The sequence below is a fragment of the Erythrobacter sp. CCH5-A1 genome (genome assembly GCF_001557115.1).
Taxonomy (GTDB): domain Bacteria; phylum Pseudomonadota; class Alphaproteobacteria; order Sphingomonadales; family Sphingomonadaceae; genus Erythrobacter.
This window is the reverse complement of sequence record NZ_LSKQ01000071.1, coordinates 1-234: the sequence shown is the minus strand read 5'-3', so window position 1 is coordinate 234 and position 234 is coordinate 1. Positions and strand designations below refer to the sequence as shown.

The 234-nt window shown below is 68.8% G+C and carries 1 protein-coding gene; it reads right to left on the bottom strand.

Features of this window, described 5'->3' with window-relative positions:
• Window positions 1-234, bottom strand: a 234-nt coding sequence (locus tag AX708_RS03155) for a transposase (RefSeq protein ID WP_197426338.1), incomplete at both ends; no start/stop codon positions are given.

Here is a 234-nt window from a genome sequence, read left to right as displayed (position 1 = left end):
CGTAGGCCAGCGCATTGCGCATGAAGTGGACGCGGCAGCGCTGCCAGGTGGCGCTCAGGACGCGGGTGATCGCGGCCTTGAGGCCCTCGTGGGCGTCCGATATGACCAGCCTGACCCCCGTCAGCCCCCGGCGGGCGAGGTCCTTGAGGAAGTCGGACCAGAACACTTCGGCCTCCGAAGGGCCGATGTGCAGGCCGACGATCTCGCGCTTGCCCTCGGTGTTGACGGCAACGG